The 21,598-nt window shown below is 31.6% G+C and carries 24 protein-coding genes and 3 tRNA genes; 19 read left to right on the plus strand and 8 right to left on the minus strand.

Features of this window, described 5'->3' with window-relative positions; all coding sequences use genetic code 11:
- Positions 1 to 5: 5 nt before the first annotated feature.
- From AS157_RS05205 to fliQ, 19 genes are all read left to right on the plus strand, one after another.
- Positions 6 to 1,097, plus strand: coding sequence for an alanyl-tRNA editing protein (locus AS157_RS05205; protein ID WP_077289423.1), 1,092 nt, complete (start codon positions 6 to 8; stop codon positions 1,095 to 1,097).
- Positions 1,094 to 2,296, plus strand: coding sequence for a hypothetical protein (locus AS157_RS05210; protein WP_077289424.1), 1,203 nt, complete (start codon positions 1,094 to 1,096; stop codon positions 2,294 to 2,296). Before AS157_RS05205 ends, AS157_RS05210 begins: the two co-directional genes overlap by 4 nt.
- Positions 2,297 to 2,395: 99 nt before the next feature.
- Positions 2,396 to 3,766: an Asp-tRNA(Asn)/Glu-tRNA(Gln) amidotransferase subunit GatA gene (gene gatA, locus AS157_RS05215; RefSeq protein WP_077289425.1), complete on the plus strand. Its 1,371-nt coding sequence runs from the start codon at positions 2,396 to 2,398 to the stop codon at positions 3,764 to 3,766.
- Positions 3,763 to 5,193, plus strand: a complete 1,431-nt coding sequence (gatB, locus tag AS157_RS05220; protein WP_077289426.1) for an Asp-tRNA(Asn)/Glu-tRNA(Gln) amidotransferase subunit GatB — start codon at positions 3,763 to 3,765, stop codon at positions 5,191 to 5,193. The genes gatA and gatB overlap by 4 nt, the downstream gene beginning before the upstream one ends.
- A 4-nt stretch (positions 5,194 to 5,197) precedes the next feature.
- Positions 5,198 to 5,971, plus strand: a complete 774-nt coding sequence (locus AS157_RS05225; protein ID WP_197023233.1) for a hypothetical protein — start codon at positions 5,198 to 5,200, stop codon at positions 5,969 to 5,971.
- Positions 5,940 to 7,067: a radical SAM family heme chaperone HemW gene (gene hemW / locus AS157_RS05230; RefSeq protein ID WP_077289506.1), complete on the plus strand. Its 1,128-nt coding sequence runs from the start codon at positions 5,940 to 5,942 to the stop codon at positions 7,065 to 7,067. The genes AS157_RS05225 and hemW overlap by 32 nt, the downstream gene beginning before the upstream one ends.
- A complete protein-coding gene (locus AS157_RS05235) occupies positions 7,057 to 8,145 on the plus strand; it encodes an FtsW/RodA/SpoVE family cell cycle protein (protein WP_077198324.1) in 1,089 nt (362 codons plus the stop codon). The genes hemW and AS157_RS05235 overlap by 11 nt, the downstream gene beginning before the upstream one ends.
- A gap of 34 nt (positions 8,146 to 8,179) precedes the next feature.
- On the plus strand, positions 8,180 to 8,389 hold the full coding sequence (locus AS157_RS05240) for a hypothetical protein (protein ID WP_077198325.1): 210 nt from the start codon (positions 8,180 to 8,182) through the stop codon (positions 8,387 to 8,389).
- Between the two features lie 293 nt (positions 8,390 to 8,682).
- The gene (locus AS157_RS05245) at positions 8,683 to 10,200 is read left to right on the plus strand and encodes a nucleotidyl cyclase domain-containing protein (protein ID WP_231450342.1); all 1,518 of its coding nucleotides are present in this window, start codon (positions 8,683 to 8,685) and stop codon (positions 10,198 to 10,200) included.
- Positions 10,197 to 10,931, plus strand: coding sequence for a tRNA pseudouridine(38-40) synthase TruA (gene truA / locus AS157_RS05250; RefSeq protein ID WP_077289428.1), 735 nt, complete (start codon positions 10,197 to 10,199; stop codon positions 10,929 to 10,931). The genes AS157_RS05245 and truA overlap by 4 nt, the downstream gene beginning before the upstream one ends.
- Positions 10,826 to 12,154, plus strand: a complete 1,329-nt coding sequence (locus AS157_RS05255) for a hypothetical protein (protein ID WP_143611769.1) — start codon at positions 10,826 to 10,828, stop codon at positions 12,152 to 12,154. Before truA ends, AS157_RS05255 begins: the two co-directional genes overlap by 106 nt.
- Entirely contained in the window at positions 12,151 to 12,930 is a 780-nt protein-coding gene (locus AS157_RS05260; protein ID WP_143609001.1) for a TlyA family RNA methyltransferase, read from the plus strand. Before AS157_RS05255 ends, AS157_RS05260 begins: the two co-directional genes overlap by 4 nt.
- Entirely contained in the window at positions 12,927 to 14,324 is a 1,398-nt protein-coding gene (locus AS157_RS05265; protein ID WP_077289430.1) for a hypothetical protein, read from the plus strand. The genes AS157_RS05260 and AS157_RS05265 overlap by 4 nt, the downstream gene beginning before the upstream one ends.
- A 12-nt stretch (positions 14,325 to 14,336) precedes the next feature.
- A complete protein-coding gene (locus tag AS157_RS05270) occupies positions 14,337 to 16,382 on the plus strand; it encodes a chemotaxis protein CheA (RefSeq protein WP_214494990.1) in 2,046 nt (681 codons plus the stop codon).
- Positions 16,383 to 16,392: 10 nt separating this feature from the next.
- On the plus strand, positions 16,393 to 16,848 hold the full coding sequence (locus AS157_RS05275; protein WP_075666719.1) for a chemotaxis protein CheW: 456 nt from the start codon (positions 16,393 to 16,395) through the stop codon (positions 16,846 to 16,848).
- Positions 16,849 to 16,852: 4 nt separating this feature from the next.
- A complete protein-coding gene (gene cheY, locus AS157_RS05280; RefSeq protein ID WP_077289432.1) occupies positions 16,853 to 17,215 on the plus strand; it encodes a chemotaxis protein CheY in 363 nt (120 codons plus the stop codon).
- A 126-nt stretch (positions 17,216 to 17,341) separates the two neighbouring features.
- Positions 17,342 to 17,545, plus strand: coding sequence for a flagellar biosynthetic protein FliO (locus AS157_RS05285; RefSeq protein ID WP_231450344.1), 204 nt, complete (start codon positions 17,342 to 17,344; stop codon positions 17,543 to 17,545).
- Positions 17,542 to 18,297, plus strand: coding sequence for a flagellar type III secretion system pore protein FliP (gene fliP, locus AS157_RS05290; RefSeq protein WP_077289433.1), 756 nt, complete (start codon positions 17,542 to 17,544; stop codon positions 18,295 to 18,297). Before AS157_RS05285 ends, fliP begins: the two co-directional genes overlap by 4 nt.
- 2 nt (positions 18,298 to 18,299) lie before the next feature.
- Positions 18,300 to 18,566, plus strand: coding sequence for a flagellar biosynthesis protein FliQ (fliQ, locus tag AS157_RS05295; RefSeq protein WP_075665988.1), 267 nt, complete (start codon positions 18,300 to 18,302; stop codon positions 18,564 to 18,566).
- On the opposite strand, the gene tmk is transcribed toward fliQ, so the two are convergent.
- From tmk to AS157_RS05335, 8 genes are all read right to left on the minus strand, one after another.
- A complete protein-coding gene (gene tmk / locus AS157_RS05300; RefSeq protein WP_077289434.1) occupies positions 18,555 to 19,148 on the minus strand; it encodes a dTMP kinase in 594 nt (197 codons plus the stop codon). The two genes, fliQ and tmk, sit on opposite strands and share 12 nt — an antisense overlap.
- 38 nt (positions 19,149 to 19,186) lie before the next feature.
- Positions 19,187 to 19,960 (minus strand): 30S ribosomal protein S2, encoded by a 774-nt coding sequence (gene rpsB, locus AS157_RS05305; protein WP_077198336.1) that lies wholly within the window; start codon positions 19,958 to 19,960, stop codon positions 19,187 to 19,189.
- A gap of 96 nt (positions 19,961 to 20,056) precedes the next feature.
- Positions 20,057 to 20,413, minus strand: coding sequence for a 50S ribosomal protein L20 (rplT, locus tag AS157_RS05310; RefSeq protein WP_075665991.1), 357 nt, complete (start codon positions 20,411 to 20,413; stop codon positions 20,057 to 20,059).
- 24 nt (positions 20,414 to 20,437) lie between these two features.
- On the minus strand, positions 20,438 to 20,641 hold the full coding sequence (gene rpmI / locus AS157_RS05315) for a 50S ribosomal protein L35 (RefSeq protein WP_075665992.1): 204 nt from the start codon (positions 20,639 to 20,641) through the stop codon (positions 20,438 to 20,440).
- 11 nt (positions 20,642 to 20,652) lie between these two features.
- A complete protein-coding gene (gene infC, locus AS157_RS05320; protein ID WP_077287532.1) occupies positions 20,653 to 21,162 on the minus strand; it encodes a translation initiation factor IF-3 in 510 nt (169 codons plus the stop codon).
- A 145-nt stretch (positions 21,163 to 21,307) separates the two neighbouring features.
- Positions 21,308 to 21,383: transfer RNA gene (locus AS157_RS05325), tRNA-Lys, on the minus strand.
- A gap of 8 nt (positions 21,384 to 21,391) precedes the next feature.
- Positions 21,392 to 21,466, minus strand: a tRNA-Arg gene (locus AS157_RS05330).
- Between the two features lie 3 nt (positions 21,467 to 21,469).
- Positions 21,470 to 21,544, minus strand: a tRNA-Glu gene (locus tag AS157_RS05335).
- Between the last annotated feature and the right edge of the window lie 54 nt (positions 21,545 to 21,598).

The following is a 21,598-nucleotide window of genomic DNA, read 5'->3' on the forward strand; positions in this document are numbered from 1 at the left end:
TTTAATTGGAAATTGTTGTTGAAAGTATTGTAAAGGATGGAGAAAAAATATACGCTGTTTCTTCAAATAGTCCATTTTATGTGGATTTTAAGGGAGGACAACTTGGGGATAGAGGGTACATAGGTGATGCCAAGGTTTTAGGTGTGTTTGAAAAAGATGGAAAAATATATCATAGAATCGATAGAGAGATAAAACAAGGAATCTTGGGGGTTTTTATAGATGAAAAACATAGGGAATTTGTAAGGGCACACCATACGGCACAACATATTTTATCTGCTTCACTCCATGAAGTTGCAGATATAAATACGGTTGGATTTAGAATGGGATTTGAGTATACCACTATAGATTTAGATGTACCCTTTATTGAAGATAATGTATTACAAGAAGCAGAAATACTGTCAAATGAAATCGTGAGAAGATGTTATAATGTAGAGGAAATTTGGGTTAAAAGATTTGAACTTGATAAATTTAATCTTAGAAAGGCTGTTAGTGATAAAGTGAAAGGTGATATAAGGATAATAAAGATTGAAGATTTTGATTATTCACCGTGTGGTGGTTTTCATGTGAAGAATACAGGAGAGATTGGAATAATAAAGATATTGAGAAAAGAAAAAGTTAAGGGAAACCTTACAAGGGTTTATTTTGTTGCTTCTAGTTTAGCTTTAAGTTACTTTCAAAAGTATAATAGGATTTTAGGTGGGATTTCAAAGAGTTTAACTAGTTCTGTATTTGAACTTGAGGAAAAAGTGTCAAAAACGTTGGAAGATTTAAAAATGTATGTATCTAAAGTTGAAAGACTTTCTCAAGAATTGGCAAAGTATAAGATAAGAGAAATTAAGAATGTTGGTGATGTGTACTATTTAGAAGGTGAAAAGGAAATATTAAAATATATTCCAAAGTTTTTTGACAAGAAAGATGCTCTTTTAATTCTATTTGATGGTAAAAGTTATAGTTTTACATCAACTGGAAAGTACAACGTTGGTGAAATTATAATGAAATTAAAAGAAATATATGGTGGTACAGGAGGAGGGGGAAGAAGTAAAGGGAATTATATTAGCAATATAGGTTTTAATAGATTGTTGGAGGTGATAGAATGAAAAAAAATTTAGTTTTGGTGGGAGTATTGTTTGTATTTTTAGCTTTTTCGAATATTTTCCAATTTTTACCTGAAAAATTTGATTCGTTGTTTTATGTACCAGATTTAACACAATTTTACGATGCTTTAAAAAAGACAAATACTGGAGATGTATTTATAAATCAAATAGGTCTTGAACAGATGGTTTTGGGTATTTTGGAACAGCAGCTAATGATGCAAAATTACACCTTAGATGATTTGGATTTATTTAAGGAATTGTTAGTTGCCTCAACTGTCGATGGGAGTGCAGTTATAGCTATTGGACCTTCTAAAGACCCACAAAAAATAAAGGAAATTTTTGAAGCGTTTTCAGGAATACAATTTCCGTCTGAGGTCTTGGTTAAGGATGGTTATTTTGTATTTTCAAATTTACCGTTTGGTGGAAAGCTACCTAACAAGGTTAAAGAAAATATAGAAAAAGGCTATTTGGCAGTAAGTTATGTAAATACTAATGAGGATTTAAAAGTAGAAGGGTATGGTTATGCAAGATTAGAGGGAAATACATTTAGACTTTATAATGAAATTGTTCCCAAAGACCAAGAAACTAAAGATTTTATTTTAGATTTGGAAAAACAACAAGGAAAGGATATTTTAAGTGATAATAAAATAGGAGGAGATTTGTTTATATTTTTGAACAAAAAGATTCCAAAATCTTTGTTGAAGCTTTTAACAAACGTTACAGAAGAGATGAATGTTGATTTAAACAAATTTTTGGAAGATTTTAGTGGTACGGCTTACATATCTGCTAACATATCCGATTTTATATTAAACGCTCTTTCTGGTATGCAACAATCAACTGTACCTTTCTATGGTGTGGTATATTATAGTGGATTGAATTGGGATGATTTAGAAGGAATAAGCAAATTTGAAGTAATAAATGGTAAAAAATATGGGGTTGAAGTTACCGAAGAGGGTACACCTGTTGTGTATGTGAATTTGGAAAGTGACAAGATGACATTATATGGGATAAGCCCTGAACAATATACACCAGGTGATAGAACATTTATTGAACAAAATTACAGTGATGATTATTTCTTTGGAGTGTTATTGAATTTAAGTCCTACTATATTTAATTTCATAGGTGTAGACACAGAGGCCTATTTGAAGATACAAGTTTACGCAAAAGATGGAAAAATATTTGCAAAATCCGTTTTAAAGTGAAAAAAGATTAATTGAAATCCAGGTAATCACTGTTACCTGGATTTTTTTTATGTGATATAATATATAGTTGAATTAAATTGAAGTGATGAGGTGATCCTGTTGGATAAATTCAAGAAACTAACTATAAAGGATGTACTTAAAGGAGAAGAAGATTATGTAGGAGAATCTTTAAAGGTTATAAGAAAAGAAGATGGAGATATTAACGCATTTATTACAGTTGTAGAACAATCAAGTGGTAAGATTCCCATTGCTGTTAAAGACAATATTGTAACAGAGGGTATAAGGACCACTTGTGCCTCTAAGATTTTAGAAGATTTTATTCCGCCATTTGATGCAACAGTTGTAGAAAAGTTAAAAAAGAATAATTTTGCAATAGTTGGTAAGACAAATTTAGATGAATTTGCCATGGGGACGGGAACAGAGTATTCTGCGTTTTTTGTTACAAAAAATCCTTGGGATAAAGAGAGAGTTGCAGGGGGGAGTAGTGGGGGATCTGCGGCAGCTGTCGCTAGTGGAGAGGTGGTTGCTGCTCTTGGAAGTGATACAGGTGGCTCGATACGGCAGCCTGCCGCATTTTGTGGTGTTATAGGTTTTAAGCCTACATATGGTTTGGTTTCAAGATATGGACTTGTGGCGTTTGCGTCTTCTTTAGATCAGATTGGTCCTATAACTAAAACTACAAAAGATGCTGCTTATTTGATGAATGTAATTTACGGAAAAGACGAAAGAGATGCAACAACGGTTGATAAAAAAATTGATTTTGAAGTATTATTAGAAAAGGATTTTTCAAAAGCTGTTGTAGCATATCCAGAGGAAGTCTTTGGTGAAGGTGTTGAAGAAGGAGTAAAAAAACAATTTGAAGAATTTATAAAATTTTTGGAAAAGAAAGGTGTAAAGGTTGAAAAGATTTCTTTTCCCGAGTTAAAGTACTCTGTGGCAACGTATTACATAATAGCACCTGCTGAGGTAAGTTCTAATTTATCCAGGTTTGATGGAATTAGGTTTGGAACCAGAGTGGAGGAAAAAGGTCTGCTTGAAACTTATTTAAAAAGTAGAAAACAACTTGGAACAGAGGTTATAAGAAGGATAATGTTGGGAACTTTTACTTTAAGCGCTGCGTATTATGATGCGTATTTTGAAAAAGCACAGAAGGTCAGAAGGTTGATTTCAAATAGATTAAACAGTTTTTTGGAAAAGTACGATTTTATAATCACACCTACTTCTCCAATTACCGCTTTTAAAATAGGAGAAGTAAGGGATCCTTTGGTCTATTATATGATGGATATCTTTACCATTCCAGCTAATCTTGCAGGATTACCTGCCATAAGTATTCCATTTGGTTTTTCAGGCAATTTGCCAGTGGGAATGCAAATAATGGGTAAAAGGTTTGATGATCCAAAAGTATTGGGATTTGCAAATTTCATTGAAAGAGATGTTCCTGTTGTTTTTCCATGGGAGGCGAAAAAATGAGATTTAAGCCAGTAATTGGTCTTGAAATACACGTCCAGTTGAATACTGAGACAAAGGCGTTTTGTTCTTGTAGTGCGGATGTATTTGAATTAGAACCAAATACTGCAATTTGTCCAGTGTGTACAGGGCAACCAGGAGCGTTGCCTGTGCCATCTAAGCAGATGTATGAATTTGGTATATTATTAGCCGCTGCGTTGAATTGTAAAATACATGAATATACAAAATTTGACAGAAAAAATTATTTTTATCCGGATCTTCCAAAGGGATATCAAATAACACAATATTTTTATCCACTTGCCACTGAAGGTTTTTTGGAATTAGATGGTAAAAAGATAAGAATAAACAGAATTCATTTGGAAGAAGATGCGGGAAAATTAATTCACTCTTCTGAGACTATTACCCAGGCTGAAAGTTCTTTTGTTGATATGAATAGGTGTGGTGTACCTCTTGCAGAAATAGTAACTGAACCTGATATAGAATCACCAGAAGAAGCAAAGAAATTTTTAGAAAAATTGAGGCAGATATTAAGATATTTAGGTGTAAGTACAGGTGATATGGAAAAAGGTGCGCTGAGATGTGATGCCAATATTTCCGTAATTGACTTGGAAAACAATGTCCAGAGCAATAAAGTAGAAGTAAAAAATATGAATTCTTTTAAATTTGTGGAAAAGGCATTAGAATATGAATTTGAAAGGATAAAGTCACAACTTAAAAGAGGTGAGAACGTTTTAAAGGAAACACGAGGTTGGGATTTATCAACAAAAACAACTATTTCTATGAGGAGCAAAGAAGAAGCAAATGATTACAGATATTTTCCAGAACCAGATATACCTCCTGTTGTAATTTCAAAGGAAGAAATCAAGAAAATTGTGGAAAAGATGCCTGAACTTCCAGATGAAAAATTAAATAGATTTAAGAAAGAATATACGTTGACAGATTATGAAGCAAAAATTTTAACTTCTTCCGTTAAACTTGCGGATTTCTTTGAAAGATGTGTATTTGAAACAAAGAATCCAAAAGAGACATCAAATTGGTTTTTAACAGAGCTTCTAAAATACACATCGTCTGAAGATGATTTTGATACTTTGAAAATAAAACCTCATCATTTTAAAGAGTTGTTTGAGTTGATTGTTGATGGAAAGATTACAAGAAATATTGCAAAGGAAATCTTTAAAGAAGTTTTTGAAACGGGGAAAAGTCCAAGCAAAATAGTGGAAGAAAAGGGAATAGAGGTAATAGGTGATGAAACGTTAATTGAAGAGATGTTGAAAAAGATTATGGATGAAAACAAAGATAAGGTAGAGGCATACAAGAATGGTAAAAAAGGATTGATGGGATTTTTTGTGGGGCAGGTAATGAAACAAACAAAAGGAAAAGCAGATGCAAGGAAGGTAAATGAAATAGCAAAGAAACTGTTGGGAGATTGATAAAATGAAAAAATTTGTGTTGCTTTTTTTAGTGTTTTCAATAGCCATATTTTCAGGAGAATTTTTGATTTTTGATAATTCAATTATATTAAACTCTCCACCTTTTTTTATACAGCTGGGCGATAGTTTTGGAGTGGGATTTTCCTATTCTACTGAAACAAGATATTATACGGTAAAGGATGTAGGGTTTTTGAAAGTCAAAATTCCACAAAGTAAAGAGGCATTTTCAGGTGCTTTTTTTGTGGGGAGTAATTTTGGAATTTACCTTTATGTTGAAAATGAAGTTTTGCAAATTCCCAATAGTTTTCAAAATTTGGAATTTTTTGTTTCAAAAGATTACGCATTTTATTCTTCTCTTTCAAAGTCTTTTTACGCAATAGGTCCTATTTCTTTAAACACGAGGAGTTTGTTTTTAAAAAAGGGATTTGATTTTGGTTATTCTATGAATAGGTATTTTTTCAAATATAAGGATTATTCCGGTTATTTTTTTAATTTAGCTGGAAAATATTTTTTGGGTTATTTATATCCTTTGGATAATTCTTTGGAACAAGGAATATTAGGGGGACTTGGTAGTAATTTTAAAGAGATTTATTTGGATGTAGGAATTAGAAAATTTTTTAATCTTGGTAAGATAAGGGGATTTGGATATGCGTACGTTTATTCTCCTACAAATGATATATTTAATTTTAACTATTTTACGGGATTTTACGTAATACAACCTTTGAAAGGAGAATTTGTTGTTTGGGATGGAAAAATCTCTATCAGATTTAATTGGTGATTTAGATAAAGTATCACTTTATATTCACATACCTTTTTGTAAAAAGAAATGTTATTATTGTGATTTTGTTAGTTATACAGAAGGTAGTGTGGAAAATTATATAGAAGCGTTGATAAAAGAAATAAGTTTGTATGAAAGTTTTTTGAAAAAAGGGATAAAGACCCTATATATTGGTGGTGGGACCCCGAGTTATATAAATGAGCATTATATTGAGAAGATTTTATTCCACATAGATAGATATTTATTTTTAGAAGAATTTACTATAGAAATTAATCCTGATTCTTTTGATAGGCAAAAGGCGCTTTTTTACAAATCTTTAGGTGTGAATAGGATTAGTTTGGGAATCCAGTCTTTTGACGATGAGGTATTAAAAAAGGCAGGAAGATCTCACGATAGTTATCAGGCATATAAGGCGTATAAAATTGCCAGCGAAATTTTTGACAATGTAAGCGTAGATTTTATAGTAGGTTTACCAGGGGAGAATTGGAGAAGCGTTGAAAAAATAGTGGAATTTGTAAGACTTGAGTATCCCGTTCATTTATCTTTGTACTTGTTAGAAATTCACGAAGGAACTTTTATTTCAAAGATTATAAAGAGAATATCTGAAGAGTCTTTTGAAAGATACGATGCCTTGTTGGATTTTTTTAAAAAAGAAGGATATGAGAGATACGAGATATCAAACTTTGCGTTAAATGAAAAGTATGGAAAACACAATTTAGTTTATTGGGCTAACGGTGATTACATAGGTTTAGGATTGGCTGCAGGTGGTCATTTAAAAAAATTTAGGTATAACAATGTTTCTGACTTTAAAAGTTATTTTTCAAAATTGCGTTTAGGAGAATATCCATATGGATACAATTCCGAGAATAATAATATCAGAGAAGTATTGGAAACTATATTTATGATGCTTAGGACAAAATGGGGAATTGATAGGAAGTTGGTACATTTGGATTTAAATATGGAAGCAATTTTAAATACTCTAAAAAGGAAATTTTCTTTTTTTGACGGTGTGAAATTGAGTGAAAAAGGTATGGATTTTTCGTCTATGTTCCTGTCCGAGCTGTTAATGCTTTGGGAGGAATTTTATGAGATATAGTATTTTGATCTTGATAACGGCGCTTTTTGCGTTGTTTATAGTCGCTTCAGTAGCTTTGTATACAATAGATTTTGCAAGGGATTTTTATGATTTTGGAATGAATTTTTTCTTTAAAAAATATGTGTTTTATATATTATTTGGTATACTAGTTTCTACATTTCTGACATTTTATTTGAAGAAAGATTTTTTTGAAAATAAGGCATTAATGTGGATTTTTTATTTAATAGTTGTTGGATTTCTTTTGTTACCTCTTTTTGGACCATTTTCATACAAAGTAAATGGAGCAAACAGATGGATAAAAATTCCAGGTTTTTCTGTGACATTTCAGCCTTCAGAACTTGCCAAGATATTTGTGATCTATTTCTTGGCGATATATATAAAAGATAACAAAGAAAAGATAAAGCACATTTGGTTTGGACTGTTAAAACCCTTGTTATTGATAAGCCCATTGTTGTTTTTAATTTTTATAGAGCCAGACTTGAGTACCACTCTTTTAATTTTGTTGGTTGCAATTACTTTGCTTTATTTTTCAGGTGCAAGATTAGTTCAAGTAATTTTTCTAATTTTAGTTTTAGTGTTAATTGCGTTTGTTTTAAAAGAAATAGGATTTATACACGATTATCAATTGGATAGGCTGAAGGCTTTTTTGTCAAATGAAATGCAATGGCAAGTGAAAAAAGCATACGATGCAATTGGAAATGGAGGATTTTTTGGTACAGGGCTTGCGCTGGGAAAGTATTATTTTTTTGTTCCACAATCTGAATCAGATTTTATTATAGCAACAATAGGGGAAAATTTTGGATATTTTGGAATTTTATTAATAGTAATCAGTTATTTGTTTATTGTAAGTAATTTGATAAAGATAGCCGATGAAGTGAAAGATGATGTTGTCAGATACTTTATATGGGGATATGCTGTTTTGATGTTGTTTCAGGTGGTTATTAATATGGGTGTGGTAAGCCGTATTTTTCCCGTTACGGGCATTCCACTACCATTTGTAAGTTATGGTGGAAGCTCTATTTTATCTTTTTCCATAGGGCTTGGTATTATTTTTGCGGGGATCTATAACCAAGAGTGAGTTTTTCCGATAAGTAATGTAGGGAGGTGATAATTTGAGAATAGCCGGAGTAGGAAATATAACATATACACCACATATGAGTAAAGCAGTTGAGACTTCAGTTCAGAAGAATACGGTTATGTCTAAGGAGCAGATGGCACAACTATTAAGTTTTATGACTTATCAACAAAATAACATGAATTTGAAGTTGGTACGTATTGCAAGTGCACTATACAGTGGGAAAAGGATTGATCAACTAGTTTGAGAAAGCAGCCTTAGGCTGCTTTCTTTAATTTGATTAGGGAAAAACTATTTCAAATATAAATTTAATAAAAAGTTCATTTTTATTTTTTGAAATGGTTAATATTTTGTTAACCAATCCTTATTTTTCATTCTGGAAAATTATCAAAATTTTGATAAAAAATGTTAAAATAAGAAGTACAAGGGGGGATTGTTATAAAGAAAAATTTATATTTGGTGATTTTTTCCCTATTTATTGGTATTTTCCTTTTAGTTTTGACGGATAAATTTGTATTTTCTACTTCTTGGTTTTTTGTAGTGAGTTTTGCCTTATCTGTATTTATTTCAAGGTTTTTGGATCTTAATGTTTCAAAGTACAAATTTTCACTTGAACTTTTGATAGCACTTCCGTATTTATTGTTTATTACTCCTGAAACTGTTACCGTTATTTTGCCGATTATTTGGTTTTTGACATCCAAGAGAAATAGGTTGTTAAGAGCTTTATTATCTTTTTTGATGTGTTCTGCTGGTACTTATTTATATTACTTGGCAGGTGAAGAATTTTTAAGGATACCACTTTTTATATTAGGTGCACTACTTGCAAATTTTATTTGGATGTCTATTTATTCTCTAGAGTTAATAAAAGAATTAATAAATCCTCTTTTAAATAGTTATTTATTGATATTTTTTGGGTCTTTTATAATTTCCGTTGTTTATCTATTTTCTGAAGTAAAAATTTTTCCGTTTTTGTTTTTGGCCTTTATGTATGTAGTATATCTTTTTGTTGTAGTTTTTTATATTAAATCATACAATATTATGCTTGTTGAGAAAATAGAAAGAAAAAAATTGGAACAAGAAAATGAAAATCTGATGAATTTAATAGAGGTTATTTACGACGAAAATATTGAAAATTTTGAAGAAAGATTGGATAATATATTAGAAATAATATGTAAAATATCAAGTTATGAAGCCGCTTTGTTAAGTTTATTTGATAGGAAAGATAAAAAGATTTTAAGGATTGCAAAAGCTGGTATAACCGATGATGTGTTTTTTAAATTAAGGAGTTCGGTTATATCAATAGATTCAACTATGAAATATTTTTCAAAACGATTTGAAAGAGAAGGTTGTTATTTTGTCCCAGAAGATGCCGTGTCTTTGGAGGAAGAAGTTTCTTATGTCTTTGAAAATTACATGTCTTTTGAATATGAAAATAGTTGGAAACCAAAAGATTTACTACTTGTTCCAATTTTAGATGATCAATCTAATATGATAGGATATATAAGTTTTGATAAACCAGTTACCGGTATGAGACCATCGGTTAACGATTTGAAGCTTTTAAAAACGTTATCATGGTTTGTATATCAGTTTTTAAAGAGAACGCCATATGCAAGATATTGGATTTCAAAAGATTTAAAGTATTTATCTTATCCGGAATTTGTGAGGTTTTGTGAATCTGTAATAGGTAATAGCGAAGAAGTTGTATTGGGAGTTTTGGATATTGATAATTTTGATAGTATTAATTTTGAAAAAGGGCCGGAATATGCGGAAATGATTTCCGAATATATAGATGATTATTTTGAGGAAAGAAAAGATGTTTATTTTTATAAGTTGAGTGGAGAAAATTTTGTGTTTTTGTTTCCAAATAGTACAAAATTAAAGTCTTTAATGTATTTTGGAAAGTTTAACGAGAAACTTTTAGAAAAATTCAATGTTACGGTCAGTATAGGTTTAGTACATGATGAAGGTGAGAATTCTTATTTTGATTTGTTAAGCAAAGCAAGAGAAGCTTTAAAAGTTGCAAAAAAATCTGGTGGTGGGAGGATCATGGCTTTATGAAGCGTTTTGCAATAGAATTTTCATACGATGGAACAAATTTTTTCGGATATCAAGGGCAACCAAATGTTAGAACTGTTCAAGGTGAGTTGGAAAATGCACTGGAAAGGATATTTAAAGAGCGGATATATACTCAGGGAGCGGGAAGAACTGATGCAGGTGTTCATGCAAATGGTCAAGTTGCAGCTTTTAATTGTCCGATTGATAGATTGACTGATAAAGATATAAAAAATGCTTTGAATGCTAATCTTCCAGAGGATATATATATAAAAAAAGCTTGGGAAGTTGACAAAAAATTTAATCCAAGATTTGCCGCAAAAAAAAGGATATATCACTATTTTATTAGCATGAGAGAAAAAGATGTTTTTAAGAGAAATTACGTATGGCATTTTAGATACAAATTGGATGTTGATGCAATGAGGAAAGCTAGCAGTTTTTTGGAGGGAGAACATGATTTCTCATCTTTTAAAAAGGGAAATGATAAGAAAAATCCCGTTAGAACAATATATAAAATAAGGGTTTTGGAGATAACAAACGGTTTGATATTAATTAGGGTAGAAGGTAGATCTTTTTTAAGAAGTATGGTGAGAAATATAGTTGGAAGTTTGGTAAGGGTGGGATTAGGTCAATGGACACCGGAAAAGATAGAAGAAATTTTGCAGGCACGTTCCAGACAAGAGGCCGCTGGTACAGCACCACCACATGGATTGTACTTGTACAAAGTATTATTTTGATAGGTGTTACATTTGAAGCAAGTGGTGTGATATTTTTTATGGGAGATGAAATTACCAATCAGGCAAGTCAAATTATACAAGAATGGTTAAAACAACCTGTTATAACTCTTTTGTACGAAGGACCTGATGATTTAAAGTTTTACGTTGAAAATTATTTTTACAAAAGGGGATATTTGATAGGTATAGGAGAGCCTGTGTATATTTTTTTAAAAAGAAAAGATGACACAATAGCCTGGAAATTTAGGTACAAAGATATAGAAAAAGATAACTTTTTATCTTTATCGTATTCTCTGGATGATTTATTTCAAAGTTTGGATAAAGTCTTTGAAAAAAAGAATATACCAAAAAAATCAATAGCTTTTGATCCCATCAAAGAGAATTTTTATATAGTAGAAAATGTCTTTAAGCCGTTTGTTATTAAGCATATGGAGAATATGTACAAAGTTAAAGTGGGTAGCGAAATAAGATACATCAAGGAAGGTTTTTATGATTTTTATGGAAATGTGGTATACATAGGAAAGGATACAAAGATAGAAAATGTACAAAGTTTTGTAAGTGGGATATATTTGTTCGGAAGTTTTGTTTATGATGGTAGAAAGTTAATTTTGGGAAAAAAGAGCATTGATTTTCCAGAACTACCTATTTTTGCGAGTGAAAAAAGAATAATTTCCCAGCACTATTGGTATGAGAAAATATTAGAAAAAAATAAAGTATCTGTTTTGGATGTATTTAATAATTTTGTGCTTTATTCTGATGGTAGTTTAAGTGATTTGGAAAGAACATGGAAATATAAGTTCTCAGATGTCCCATTTGATTGGTTTATAAGCGGTAATTTACTTGTTTTGGCCTTTGTAAATGGTGATGTTGTTGTATTTGATTTGAGTAAAAGGAGAGTTCTATATAAGGAAAAATTTAAAAAACTTTACGGTGTGGGTTACGGCAAGTATTTGTATGTAAATGCAGATAAAAAACTTTTTAGAATAGATATCTGGTCAAAAAAGAAAGAGGATATATCTGAAATAAGTGATGATTTTTTAATCGAGAATGGGAAGATAAAATTTGTTAGAGGTATGGTTATACGTCCGAGGTATAAAATGGTGTGGTTTGATGGGGATTTTTTCCACTTTAAAGATGTTAAATTTAAAAACTACTTAAATTTGTTGTACGATGAAAAAGAGTATTTTATAATAACTTTGGATGGGACATGGAGGATAAAAAGATGAAGGAAAGATTAGATGTACTTCTTGTAAAAAAAGGTTTAGTTGAAAGTAGGGAAAAGGCCAAAAGACTTATAATGGCGGGAAATGTAATTGTTAATAATGAGCGTGTTGATAAAGCAGGGAAAATGGTTGATATCAACTCAAATATAAGGATAAAACAAAAGGAAAAGTATGTAAGTCGTGGTGGTTATAAATTAGAAGGTGCTTTTAACTCTTTTTCATTTGAGATAAAGGATAAAGTTGCATGTGATATAGGTGCTTCTACAGGTGGATTTACAGATTTTTTGCTTCAAAATGGTGTAAAAAGGGTGTATTGTGTAGATGTGGGATATGGACAATTACATTGGAAGATTAGAAGTGATGAAAGAACAATAGTTTTAGAAAAAACAAATGCAAGAAATTTACAATTACCTGAAAAAGTGGATCTTGTAGTTTGCGATGTTTCTTTTATTTCAATAACAAAGATCTTTCCTATTATAAAGAAAATATTAAAAGAATCGGGGAAAGCTGTTGTTTTGGTAAAACCACAATTTGAAGCGGGTAAAGGTAAAGTAGGAAAAGGTGGAATTGTTAGGGAACCAATAGTTCATAAAGAAGTGCTGGAAAAAGTTATTAGAGTTGCTTTAGATGAAGGTTTAAAGCCTGTAGGAATTGATTTTTCAAAGATTAAAGGTACAGATGGTAATATTGAATACTTTTTGTATTTGAAAATAGAAGGGAAAGAAAAAGAAATAGATATTGAAAGCATTGTAAAAAGAGCCTGGGAGGAGTTGAGATGAAAAAAATTTTGATATCTGTTTTTTTACTTATCGTTGTTTTTGCCTTTTCAAATATCCTAAACTTTGTTCCTTTGGATTATAGTTTATTTATCCAATTTCAGAATACTGGAAAGATCTATAGTGATTTAAAAAAAGTGCCATTTGTAAATTTTGTCCTGTCTGATGAAGGGCTTTCTTTTGAAAATTACTTCATAAACTACATTGAAAACATGGGCTATGAAGATGGAATAGACAAAGAGAAATTCCTTAGAATTTTCTCGAAAAATGTTTTGTTTTTATCCAAGGGTGGAGAAGTGATATTAGATGATACCTTATCATTTGATATAAATTATTATTTTGATATATTGAGAAATCTCTCAAAAGATTCTGCTTTGATATTTGAAACGGGCAATGCAACGGAAATTTCAAGTTATTTTGGTGAACTTCTTGATGAAAAAGTGAAAGTAGATGATGGTTTGTTTTTTATTGGTGATTTTTTGTATGCTAAGCAATTCAAAGATTATTATATTATTTCCGGTAGTAAAACAACTTTAGAGTATTTAATTTCCGTATATAAAAATCCAGAGCTACAATTTTCAAATGTGGAGAAATCTATTTCTAGTATTTTAGAGAAAGATACTTGGATTTGTGGATATTCAAAAGGAAGTGCTTTAAAGATTAATTTACCTTTTACCGTGGAAGACGGAAATGTAAAGACTGAATACTTATTTTTCAAAGGAAAAGTTGAAGATGGAGTCTTAAGGATACAAATTCATCAAAAAACGAATAATTATTACAAAAGAAATGCCTTTGTTGATGATTTAATGGAAAATATACCCGTTTTGGGAAATTATTTTGCTGGTATAACAGTTGAAGATTCAAAAGAAGCTTTGAAAATCATTGAGCCATGGGTTTTTTCCATTGAAAGCACGGATTTAACAAAGTTTTATAACCTTGCAGAAAGTTTAATAGAAAATTCCACTTCAACTTTTTACGTTGTAGGTGATGTGGATGATTCAACAAGTGTTTCTGTGGCGTTTTTGTTTAAATTATCCGATGGTTATGAAAATATTAAAAAAATTTTTGAAAAATATTTGGCAAAATATGATAAAATAAAAGATGAATGGGTAATAAATATATCAAAGGAATTTAAATTGTATTTTTACGAATATGAACAATTTTTTGTAGTAAGTAATATTGAGAAAAGTTATTATGCAAAAAAAGCCAGGGTAAAGAAGTTAATGGATATAGCCGCTTATAACTTTTTGGATAGAAAAAGAAGTTATGATGTAAAAGTGTTTTTAGATATAGGAGATTTGGTATACAAATTTCTTGGAATTAGGATAAATTCAAAAGTGATTTTTTGGCAGGAAAAATCGGGATATTTTATAAATTATTTTTTGGATATAATGTAGGAGGTGACATATATGTCATTTGAAGAATATCTAAGTGTGTTTATTGATGAGGGAAGAGAGTATATTCAGCAATTAAATGATGCACTCTTAGATTTGGAAAAAAATCCAGAAGATATGGAGTATATAAATATTGCATTTAGAGCTTTACATACTTTAAAGGGTATGGCTGGAACAATGGGATTTGAAAATATGGCAAAACTTTGTCATAGAATGGAAAATTTTCTCGATGCAGTTAGATCTGGAAAGGTTGGAATTGATTCTGATAAATTAGATTATTTGTTTAACGGTTTAGATTTAATTGATAAAATGTTAGATAAAATTGCAAAAGAAGGAACAGAGGAAATAGAAGAAGATGTAAGTGGATTGGTTGAAGTATTTGAAAAACTAGCAGAAGGACAAGTTGTTAATACTAATGCAAAAAAAGAAGAATCCAAAAGCAATGTACAAAAAGAAGAAGTTAAAGAAGAGGAAGTTGAAGAAACTTCTGAAGATTCTGCAGAGGAATATATATATGAAACTGATGAGGCACTAATTCATGTGGTAGACGAGGCTAAGAAAAAAGGATATAATCTTATTTATACAAAGGTTATCTTAGCAGAAAATGTTCAATTAAAATCTGCAAGAATGTACATGGTTTTCCATGGAATTGAAGAATTGGGTGGTGAAGTTATAAAAAGTATACCAACTGTGGAAGATATAGAAAATGAAAAATTTGATAGAGAAGTTGAATTATATGTGCTTGTAAAGGTAGAACCTTTGAAATTGCAAGAAAAATTATCTTCTGTATCCGAAGTTGAAAAAGTTATAGTTAAAAAGGTTGAAATTAAGCAAAAGAAAGAAGAAGTAAAAAAAGAAAAACCTAAAAAAGAAAATGAAAAAGATGATAAAGAAACTAAAAAGAAAAAAGTTAAAATAACTCAAACGGTAAGGGTTGATATAGAAAAATTGGATACATTAATGAATTTAATGGGTGAATTGGTTATAGCAAGAAGTAGGATAATTGAGATTTTGAAGAAATATAATATAAAAGAAGTAGATGAATCTTTGGCACAACTTAGTAGAATCACACTTGATTTGCAAAATATAGTTATGAAGGTAAGAATGGTGCCCATTTCTTATGTGTTTAATAGATTTCCAAGAATGGTTAGGGATATTTCAAAGAATTTGGGAAAAGAGATAAATTTTGTAATGAAAGGTGAGGATACGGAATTAGATAGAACTTTTGTTGAGGAAATAGGAGATCCTCTTGTTCATTTGATAAGAAATGCAATTGATCATGGTATAGAGACAAAAGAAGAAAGAATCGCAAAAGGAAAATCCCCTGTTGGTACTTTGATTTTATCTGCAAGACATGAAGGTAATAATGTTGTTATAGAAGTTGAAGACGATGGAAGGGGATTGGATAGAGAGAAGATTTTGAAAAAAGCTATTGAAAAGGGGTTAGTTGATGAATTAAAAGCATCTACTTTACCGGATGAAAAAATATATGAATTCTTGTTTATGCCTGGATTTTCAACGAAGGATCAAGTAAGTGAACTTTCTGGTAGAGGTGTAGGAATGGATGTGGTAAAGAATACAGTAGAATCTTTAAATGGAACCGTGCAGATAGAATCTCAAAAAGGTGTAGGTACAAAGGTTATTATAAAATTGCCATTAACACTTGCAATTATTCAAGCATTGCTTGTAAAAGTAAAGAATTATATCTATGCAATTCCTATTTCCGTAATAGACAGTACTTTAATTGTAGTTCCAGAAGAAATACAGATGGTTCAAAATAAAGAAGTAATTGTTAAGAGAGGAGAAGTTATTCCAATAATCAAACTTTGGGATATACTTGGGATAGAACATGGTAAAGAGTTCGAAGAATTGAATGTTGTTGTTGTTAAAGTCGCAAATAGAAAATACGGTATAGCTGTGGATAGTTTGATTGGGCAAGAGGATATTGTTATTAAATCTTTGGGGAAATTGTTCTCAGATGTAAAAGAATTTAGTGGTGGTGCAACACTTGGTGACGGAAGTATTGCTTTGATAATTGACACCTTAAATTTGGTGGAGTGAGGTGGATAGAATGAGTGTAGAAACGGAATTTGAAGTTTTGAGTTTTAATGTTTGTAATCAAGAAATGAGTTTTGATGTAGATTATGTGGAAATAGTTATTGATAAGGATGAAGTTACCCCTGTGCCTAAATCAAAAGAGGTAATAGATGGTGTGATTAATTTAAGAGGTAGGATTATACCAGTTGTTAATTTGAAAAAAATTCTCGGTGGAATATGCCACAACATAGAGAACGAAGAGTTTAAAAAGATAATTATTACGAAAATAAGAGATATTGAAGTAGGTTTTTTGGTAGAAAATGTTAAGGGAGTTTTAAGGACATCTCAAGAAGAAATTGATAAAGCGTTTAGAGATGTGGATACTTATGGTAAGAAAGCAAAGGGATTAATAAAAAAAGGTGAAAGACTTGTGGTATACTTAGATATTGAGGAGATATTGGATGAAATAATTGGTGTGGAGGAGGTATAAGAGAATGGGGAAGAAAATTTTGATTGTGGATGATGCAGCATTTATGAGGATGATGTTGAAAGATATTATTACCAAAGCAGGTCATGAAGTAGTGGGAGAAGCGGCAAATGGTAAAGAAGCTGTGGAAAAATACAAAGAATTAAAACCAGATATCGTGACTATGGATATTACAATGCCGGAAATGAATGGTATAGAGGCTATTAAAGAGATTAAAAAGATAGATCCAAATGCAACAATTATTGTATGTAGTGCTATGGGACAACAGGCAATGGTTATAGAAGCAATTCAAGCGGGAGCAAAAGATTTTATAGTTAAACCTTTCCAAGCAGCAAGGGTAATTGAGGCAATTCAGAAAGTATCAGGTTAGGGGGAGAGTGTTATTTCTACATTAGTTGGATTTGTAGTTTCTATTCTTATTTTTTCCATAGTCATGTTTGTTACCTATTTTTTAATCAGGAATAAAGTCCCCCGGAGTGTAGGGGGACGTTTTATTGTGGTAATTGAAAGGAAGTTTATTACGAGAAATTCTTACATAGCAATTGTTAGGATTTTAGATGAATATTATGCTTTGTTGATTACCGAAAACGGTGGAAGAGTTATAAAAAAATTTGATTCAATAGAATCTGGTGAGCTTGAAAAGAGTGATTTTAAGTTTGAATTTTTCAAAAACGTTGTAAAAAAAGGTGGAAAAAAGTGAAAAAAACAGTAGTAATTTTGTTACTATTGCTTTCGTTTTTTGTTTTTGCACAAAATGAAATACCACTTCCTGGAATTTCTTTGCAGATAACCCCAACTCAACAGCCAAGGGAGCTTGTGAATACTCTTGAAATTTTACTTTTATTGACAATCCTTTCATTGGCACCGAGTATTTTAATTTTGTTTACTTCTTTTACGCGTATTATAATTGTATTTTCTTTTGTAAGGAATGCCTTAGGTACAAGGCAAACTCCTCCAAATCAAGTTTTGATAGGGCTTGCTTTGTTTTTGACATTTTTTATAATGCAGCCTGTGTGGAATGATGTATATAACAACGCCATTACGCCATATTTGAACTCTGAGATAGGTTACGAAGAGATGTTTTCAAGAACTATGGATAGGTTTAGAACGTTTATGCTGACTGAAATAAAGGTGCACCACAACGAAGATAATATCTTTATGTTAGCGGAAAACGTTGGGCAAAATATCAGTGATATAGAAAAAACTCCAAATTCTATATTAATTCCCGCATTTATAATTGGAGAACTTGAGATTGGTTTTAAAATGGGAATTTTATTATACATTCCTTTTATAGTTATGGATATGGTGGTTGCCAGTATTTTATTATCCTTGGGAATGATAATGATACCACCTGTATTGGTGTCACTACCCTTTAAGATTTTGCTCTTTGTCTTAGTGAATGGTTGGGATATGTTAATAGGAAGCTTAATAAAAAGTTTCGGGGGTGGATAATTTTGACAATAGAGGTTTTTTTAGATGTATTTGGCTTAGGGATAAAGACACTTTTAACTGTTATATTACCACCTCTTTTGATTAGTCTTCTGGTTGGACTTATAATAAGCATTTTTCAAGCTGCTACACAAATAAATGAGCAAACTTTAACGTTTGCCCCCAGGATTATTGTGTTGTTTTTGACTTTGTTGTTTTTAGGTGGGTGGATGATGCAATCTTTGATTGATTTGGCAAGAAATATACTTGAAAAGTATATATCAATGATCTAAATAAGAATCGACTATATTTTTTATTTGAAGAAATACCCCTTCTACGTCTTGATTTCCATCAATTATGTAAAAGTTATCCTTTTTCATAGAGATTTTAAGGTATGTGTCTCTTACCTTTTCTAAGAAGTTTTTTCCTTCTTTTTCAATTCTATCTTTTTTTAAAATCCTCGTGATTGCAATATTTACTGGGACATCTATGAAAAAAACTATATTTGGTAAAATATTGTCTGTTGCAAATGAATTCAAATTTTCAACCAAATCGATTCCTAAATTTCTTGCTCCGCCTTGATAGGCAATACTTGAATCTGTAAATCTATCTGCGAGCACGAAATATCCTTTTTTAAGAGAGGGTTTTATTATTTCATCTACAAGCTGAGCCCTTGATGCGAGAAATAAAAGTAATTCGCTGCGACTGTTCATGGGAAAATTTAAAAGTAAATCCCTTATTTTTTCTCCTAAAATAGTTCCACCAGGTTCCCTTACTTTTATAACTTTTTTATTTTTTTGTTCCAAATAATTTGCCAAAAGATCTAACTGAGTACTTTTGCCAGAGCCATCTATACCTTCAAATGTTATGAACATTTTTACAACCTCCAAAAAAGCCCCCTAATTTGGGGGCTTTATATTTCTTCATCCTCAGTTTCTTCAATTTCAAAAATTTCTTCTGTATTTTCCTCTTTCTTTTGTCCTTGCGATTCTTCTTGGTACGAAACGCCTTCCCTACCTTCAAGGTAAGCATCTGCTATTTTTGAAGTTATGAGTTGTATAGCCCTAATCGCATCGTCATTACCAGGAATAATGTAATCAATTTCGTCTGGATCACAATTCGTGTCTACTATTGCAACAGTTGGTATTTTTAAAAGGTTTGCTTCGTAAACTGCATTTCTTTCTTTTCTTGGATCAACTATATAAATAATATCTGGGATTCTATCCATTTCTTTTAAACCACCGAGATTTTTTCTAAGTTTTTCCAAAATTCTTCTAAGTCTGCTCTGTTCTTTTTTGGGAAGATTATCAAATTCACCGTTTGCTTCCATTTCTTCAAGTTCAATTAATTTATCAATTCTTTTTCTTATAGTTTGAAAATTTGTTAATAAACCACCAAGCCATCTGTGATTTACATAGAAAGCACCACATCTTTCCGCTTCTTGTTTGATTACTTGTTGTGCTTGCTTTTTCGTTCCAACGAATAATATTGTTCCACCTTCTGCTGCTTTGTCTCTAACAAGATTGTATGCCTCTTCAAGAAGTTTTGATGTTTTTTGAAGGTCGATAATATATATACCTTTTCTAGCACCAAAAATATATTCTTTCATCTTTGGGTTCCATCTTTGTGTTCTATGACCAAAATGAACACCTGCTTCTAACAACTGTTTCATCGTAACAACCGCCACAAAATCCACCTCCTATTTGGTTTTCCCACCCCTTCCTTCAACTCCCATCCGACCAATTTTAGGCACCGAGGAGGGAATCCAGAAGGGTGAGTATTTTTATTTGCCAATAGCTTGCTTTGCTATATTCACATATTCCTTAAAGGATTCAGGGTCATTCACTGCAAGTTCAGAGAGCATCTTTCTGTTAATGTTTACTCCTGCTAATTTTAATCCATGAATGAGCTCGTTGTACTTTAGGCCTTCATTTCTTGCTGCTATATTAATCCTTGTAATCCACAATTTTCTGTAATTTCTTTTTTTGAGTTTCCTGCCTACATATGCATGTTGTTTTGCTTTAATATACGCTTGTTTGGCTAATCTATATCTTCTACTTAAAGCTCCACGATATCCTTTTACGGCCTTCATTATCTTTTTTCTTTTTTTCTTTGCATTAACTGCATTTTTTACACGCATATTTTATCCTCCTTCCAAGTCTTCTTATTTTTTCCCGAGCATTCTCAATACTCTATTCTTTTCACATGCAGCTACCTCTGCTTCCAACTTTAGTTTTCTTAAGGTAGATCTTCTTTTCTTTCCAGTTTTATGCCACGCATATGCGCGTCTTCTGATGATTTTGCCGTTTTTGGTTACTCGAAATCTTTTAGCGGCAGATTTCTGTGTTTTCATCTTATTTTTTGCCATATTTTCCCTCCTCAATTTTTAGGTTTTAACATCATCCACATGTCCCTTCCCTCTAATTTGGGTTGTTTTTCTACAACTGCAATATCTTTTATATCTTCTTTGATTCTGTCTAGAATTTCCTTGCCTTTCTCTGCAAATGCTAACTCTCTTCCCCTGAACATTATTACCACTCTTACTTTATTTCCCGATTCAATAAACCTTTTGATGTGTTTTACTTTTGTTTGATAATCGTGTTCATCAATTTTAATTCTGAATTTCATCTGCTTTACTTCTATAATTTTTTGATTTTTCTTTGCTTTTTTTTCTTTTTTTGCAAGCTCATATTTGTATTTTCCATAATCCATTATTTTAGCTACTGGTGGTTTGGCATTTGGAGCAACTAAAATGAGATCCATTTTTTGAGAATAAGCAAGTTCTAGAGCTTTATCAGTTGACATTATCCCAAGTTGTTTTCCATCTTGACCTACTACCCTAACCTCTGAAGCCCGAATTTCCTCATTTTTAATAATTTTGTCGATAATACATCCCTCCTAAAAAAATATCGGCGAGCATAACGCCCGCCGATAATTATTATAAACTAGAAACTTTGTGCCTTTATATTACAACGACTTACCCCTTTGCTTTCCGCTTGGGGTGGGAAGCGGGCGCTTCCTCTTTACTACAACCTGGTGGGCCGTGTGGGACTCGAACCCACAGCCCCCTGATTAAGAGTCAGGTGCTCTACCTGTTGAGCTAACGGCCCGTACTTTGTGGTGCCCCAGGGAGGAATCGAACCCCCATTTGCGGATTAGGAATCCGCCGTTCTATCCGTTGAACTACTGGGGCCTCTGGCAGCCCCACGGGGAATCGAACCCCGACCTTCGGACTGAGAATCCGATGGACTAGCCGTTATCCTATGGGGCCACACTTAAATATAATAACATAAAAGATGTGATTGTCAATACTTTTAGGTAAGTC

It is taken from the genome of Thermosipho sp. 1244, from assembly GCF_018588215.1.
In the GTDB taxonomy this organism is placed as follows: Bacteria; Thermotogota; Thermotogae; order Thermotogales; family Fervidobacteriaceae; genus Thermosipho; species Thermosipho affectus.

What these genes read in the sequence shown, in the direction of transcription:
- AS157_RS05210 (WP_077289424.1), top strand. Translation starts at nt 1,094, where the DNA reads ATGAAAAAAAATTTAGTTTTGGTGGGAGTATTGTTTGTATTTTTAGCT.
- gatB (WP_077289426.1), top strand. Translation starts at nt 3,763, where the DNA reads ATGAGATTTAAGCCAGTAATTGGTCTTGAAATACACGTCCAGTTGAAT.
- AS157_RS05225 (WP_197023233.1), top strand. Translation starts at nt 5,198, where the DNA reads ATGAAAAAATTTGTGTTGCTTTTTTTAGTGTTTTCAATAGCCATATTT.
- hemW (WP_077289506.1), top strand. Translation starts at nt 5,940, where the DNA reads ATGGAAAAATCTCTATCAGATTTAATTGGTGATTTAGATAAAGTATCA.
- AS157_RS05235 (WP_077198324.1), top strand. Translation starts at nt 7,057, where the DNA reads ATGAGATATAGTATTTTGATCTTGATAACGGCGCTTTTTGCGTTGTTT.
- truA (WP_077289428.1), top strand. Translation starts at nt 10,197, where the DNA reads ATGAAGCGTTTTGCAATAGAATTTTCATACGATGGAACAAATTTTTTC.
- AS157_RS05255 (WP_143611769.1), top strand. Translation starts at nt 10,826, where the DNA reads ATGGACACCGGAAAAGATAGAAGAAATTTTGCAGGCACGTTCCAGACA.
- AS157_RS05260 (WP_143609001.1), top strand. Translation starts at nt 12,151, where the DNA reads ATGAAGGAAAGATTAGATGTACTTCTTGTAAAAAAAGGTTTAGTTGAA.
- AS157_RS05265 (WP_077289430.1), top strand. Translation starts at nt 12,927, where the DNA reads ATGAAAAAAATTTTGATATCTGTTTTTTTACTTATCGTTGTTTTTGCC.
- AS157_RS05270 (WP_214494990.1), top strand. Translation starts at nt 14,337, where the DNA reads ATGTCATTTGAAGAATATCTAAGTGTGTTTATTGATGAGGGAAGAGAG.
- AS157_RS05275 (WP_075666719.1), top strand. Translation starts at nt 16,393, where the DNA reads ATGAGTGTAGAAACGGAATTTGAAGTTTTGAGTTTTAATGTTTGTAAT.
- cheY (WP_077289432.1), top strand. Translation starts at nt 16,853, where the DNA reads ATGGGGAAGAAAATTTTGATTGTGGATGATGCAGCATTTATGAGGATG.
- tmk (WP_077289434.1), bottom strand. Translation starts at nt 19,148, where the DNA reads ATGTTCATAACATTTGAAGGTATAGATGGCTCTGGCAAAAGTACTCAG.
- rplT (WP_075665991.1), bottom strand. Translation starts at nt 20,413, where the DNA reads ATGCGTGTAAAAAATGCAGTTAATGCAAAGAAAAAAAGAAAAAAGATA.
- rpmI (WP_075665992.1), bottom strand. Translation starts at nt 20,641, where the DNA reads ATGGCAAAAAATAAGATGAAAACACAGAAATCTGCCGCTAAAAGATTT.